This is a genomic window from Microcystis sp. M49636_WE2 (assembly GCF_030065375.1).
GTDB classification, from domain to species: domain Bacteria; phylum Cyanobacteriota; class Cyanobacteriia; order Cyanobacteriales; family Microcystaceae; genus Microcystis; species Microcystis aeruginosa_C.
On sequence record NZ_JASJFG010000785.1, the window covers coordinates 1 to 3,221 of the forward strand.

A 3,221-nucleotide genomic window follows, 5' to 3' on the forward strand; every position below is an offset into this window, starting at 1 on the left:
AGTTAAATCTCTGACTTTATTATCGTTGATTAAAGAACTTTTATCCCCCCATTGCCAATGACAGCCAATTAAGGGTTTATTGGGATAATAATCCTCATAGAAAATACTATGATCTGCTCGTCGCCATGATTTACCAAATCCTCCTAATAACATGGCAAAACGAGTGAGAAAACAAATTAATTTTTTTAAGCATTCTTGCTGGTTTTCGGGGAGAGATTGGGTGAGAATCCAGCGTAATTCTCCTGTTACTGTGTAGGTGGGTTCCTTGTAACCCTTGGCAAAGGTTCCTAACTCTAGAGATTTGACACAAAAATCGACCGCTAGTAAACCTTGGGTTGCTTCTCCGTCAATTCCTCCAAATAGCTGATTAACTAACTTTTCGGCATTTTTAGCATCAGTTAAACCGCCAAAAATACGCAAGGAATGACCGCGAATTGCTCCTCGAAAAATATTGGGTCGAAATTCCCTTGCACCATCGAGGCTTTTAGGAGCCATTCCTTGGCCTTTCAGAAAACATTTATATAAAGGTTCTTTGGAAGGTTTAATGTCTTTTGGCAAGCCGTAACCGCTACTAACACGGCATCCTAGACCAGATTCTAAAGCTCTTTCCCAGATAGTCCAAATCTCCTCCCAATCGGGTTGTTCTATTGAGGTAGAAATGCCAAATTTTAGGGTAGGTTGATAGAGAGAAATTAAAGCAAAACCACTTTCTCCACTGGGTTTTTGTCGAGTGTTTGGGGTTTTTACTTGCCATCCCTGTTGCGGGTGAACAATATCTAAAAGATTTTCCGTCCAATCATTAACGGGATAACCGCCATGGAAGCGCAAAAGACTAGGGTTATCGCTATCTTTTTCGAGGTGATAACGTTGTTTTTGTTCGGGGGTGCAAGCTTGACAAAAGGCTCCTTTCATGCTGGAACCGGGATAAAATGGTATGCCATAAGCACCCATTACAGGCCGAATTATTCCTTCATCTTGTCCCCCATTAGTGACGAATCGCCACGATATTTGATATTCTTTGGTTTTTACTTCTTGACCAAATTGGGGATGATTTTCATCGACTCGTTCTATCCATTCTTTTACCCATTTTTGGCTATCATTTTCATCTTTTTTAGAGTCAATATATTGTAATTGCGATCGCCCTTTGGTTTGTGCGCGAAACATCAGGGGGATTTTGTCACCAATATCGGGAATATTAACCATATAATTTATCGCTCCTTTGTTCCTTTATATCTTTGAGTCCACCAAACTAAACAATCGCATAGTTGCGTTAAAACAGCGAGGGTAATTCTCTGGTCTTCTAGCTTTAATTCCCAGAGTTTTTCTGCCATTGCTTGAACAGATTCGGTATCATTTATCTGTACGGTATCGTTAGGGATAGGAATCCCCGCTTCTGCCATGGTTTCGACTAATTTATCCCAAGTTTCTTTCCAGTATTGTGCTTTATTGGTTTCCTTGGATTGTAAGCGCAGATGTTCACCCCAGAATCTTTCTAGTCCATAGGAAACGGATTCACGCATTTTAAAAGATTGATTGAGAGAATCTCGATCCCGTAGTTTGGCAGCGAGAACTAATTTCTGAGCAATGCGATCGAGATTGTATTCTTTCCAAGCCATAATATTAGATAAAATGTAATTATTGATTAGCGTAGTTTAAAATAGTAACTTGGCAACGACCAAAACCGATAGATTCTAATCCTCCGAAATATAATTCTTTTTGGTTTACCGATTCTCCAAAAGGTTGCCATCCTGTTTCTTTGCAAGCAATGGGAAAAACTAAAATACTACCCACGGGTAAAGCTTCCACATTGAAAAAAGCTCCTTTTTCTGTATCCACTTTTTTCTGACCTTCTAGTAGTTTAACCCTGCTTTGTCGGTAGAGTGCCATATCGTGCAGCATGGATATATCGTTATCATCAACGACGACTAATTGAGAAGCTTTTAAATCCGCTTGCGGGGGAATCCACGAAGAAAGCTCCTCTAAGTGTTCAATTTCGAGAAATCCTAAGTTAAAAAATAAAACTTTGCTATTGCGGTTAACTCCCTGCACTACTCGCGCTTGTAAACTAGGGGAAGCAGTATAGGGATTGGGTACTTTTGCAGAGATTCCCGTGATTTGTTTATAGCGTTTTAATAATAGGGGAGAAGTGACCCAAACTATCGGCTGCCCCGGACAAAATACCGGCAACCAAACGAGGGAAGCATATTCAAATTTAACTTTTGCTTCGGTGGTTCCTCCGTCTTCTTGTCCTGGGATTGTTTCGTGTCCGTACCATGTACGTTTTTCATCTATATTGTTCATATCGGCACGAAAACGGCCGCGAATAGAACTACCGGGGATAATTGCTGTTTGGGTGAATTGGTCACGAAAAATGAGGTTAAGATTACCCGTTTCTTCTCCTGCGGTTGCTCCCACATGAAGGGGTGCTAAGGTTTCAAGTATGCCATAACTTTTGTGATACATTTTTGGGTAAAAGTGAGTATTTTAGATGCTTAGGGATTATTCTAAACTAGGTTAACATTAATGTCAGGATTTTCTAAGATTTTGTTAATATTTTATCGTGGTATTTAGGCTATTAGGACAGCACAAAGCTATAGATTTATTCCTAATCAATTGCAACACCCTTTAATAATTCATCGATTTCTTTAGCCATTTCCTCTGTGTAAGGAGTGAGAGAAGAAGGGTTTTTAAAGGCATCTTCTACCAAAAAATCTAAAAACATACGCATCATTTTATTTTTGCTAATTTTTGAGCCTTGATTATTACCACTTTTTCGATAACCTAATAAAGCTTTTCGAGGAAATCTCGTTTTTACTTTTGCCATAGCTATCACTTATACTCGTCTCATTTACCCTACTCAATAATTAGCTGGTTATAATTAAATTAAAAATGGATTTTAGGTTCGATCCCCCCTGCCAACTTGATAAGGTAGGGTTGATTCATGAATCAACCCTACCCTTGATAACGGGGGTGTCTGATAATTTTTAACGCCTACCTACTTAATTATAGGCTTTATTTGGCAATATTTTCTAAGGGTAAGGCTAATCCGCAGCCCCAACGTTTGAGAGAAACCCCTTCGCTGGGGAACCAAGATTCCTGCCAATTTTGCCAAGATGGTAAGGGGTTTTTTAAGCGATAAACTGTTCCTGCGGGAACTGCATAACGTCCCCTAGATAAGCGCTTAACTTTATCTTTTCCTCCGAATCGATAACGATAGGTTA

The 3,221-nt window shown here is 39.5% G+C and carries 4 protein-coding genes and 1 pseudogene; all 5 read right to left on the reverse strand.

The window, feature by feature from the left end:
• A partial coding sequence (locus tag PX484_RS17980; protein WP_288104993.1) for an RAMP superfamily protein occupies positions 1-1,203 on the reverse strand: 1,203 nt, incomplete at its 3' end.
• Between the two features lie 5 nt (positions 1,204-1,208).
• Positions 1,209-1,616, reverse strand: coding sequence for a hypothetical protein (locus tag PX484_RS17985; protein WP_287665550.1), 408 nt, complete (start codon positions 1,614-1,616; stop codon positions 1,209-1,211).
• Positions 1,617-1,635: 19 nt separating this feature from the next.
• Complete coding sequence (locus PX484_RS17990) at positions 1,636-2,463, reverse strand: RAMP superfamily CRISPR-associated protein (RefSeq protein WP_002736838.1); 828 nt, start codon at positions 2,461-2,463, stop codon at positions 1,636-1,638.
• 142 nt (positions 2,464-2,605) lie between these two features.
• On the reverse strand, positions 2,606-2,824 hold the full coding sequence (locus PX484_RS17995) for an AbrB/MazE/SpoVT family DNA-binding domain-containing protein (RefSeq protein ID WP_287766550.1): 219 nt from the start codon (positions 2,822-2,824) through the stop codon (positions 2,606-2,608).
• Positions 2,825-3,012: 188 nt separating this feature from the next.
• Positions 3,013-3,221 (reverse strand): annotated as a pseudogene (locus tag PX484_RS18000) (type III-B CRISPR module-associated Cmr3 family protein); the annotation flags it as partial.

Bases quoted from the DNA above. Each gene is read 5' to 3' on its own strand.
- PX484_RS17985 (WP_287665550.1), bottom strand. From the start codon at position 1,616: ATGGCTTGGAAAGAATACAATCTCGATCGCATTGCTCAGAAATTAGTT.
- PX484_RS17990 (WP_002736838.1), bottom strand. From the start codon at position 2,463: ATGTATCACAAAAGTTATGGCATACTTGAAACCTTAGCACCCCTTCAT.
- PX484_RS17995 (WP_287766550.1), bottom strand. From the start codon at position 2,824: ATGGCAAAAGTAAAAACGAGATTTCCTCGAAAAGCTTTATTAGGTTAT.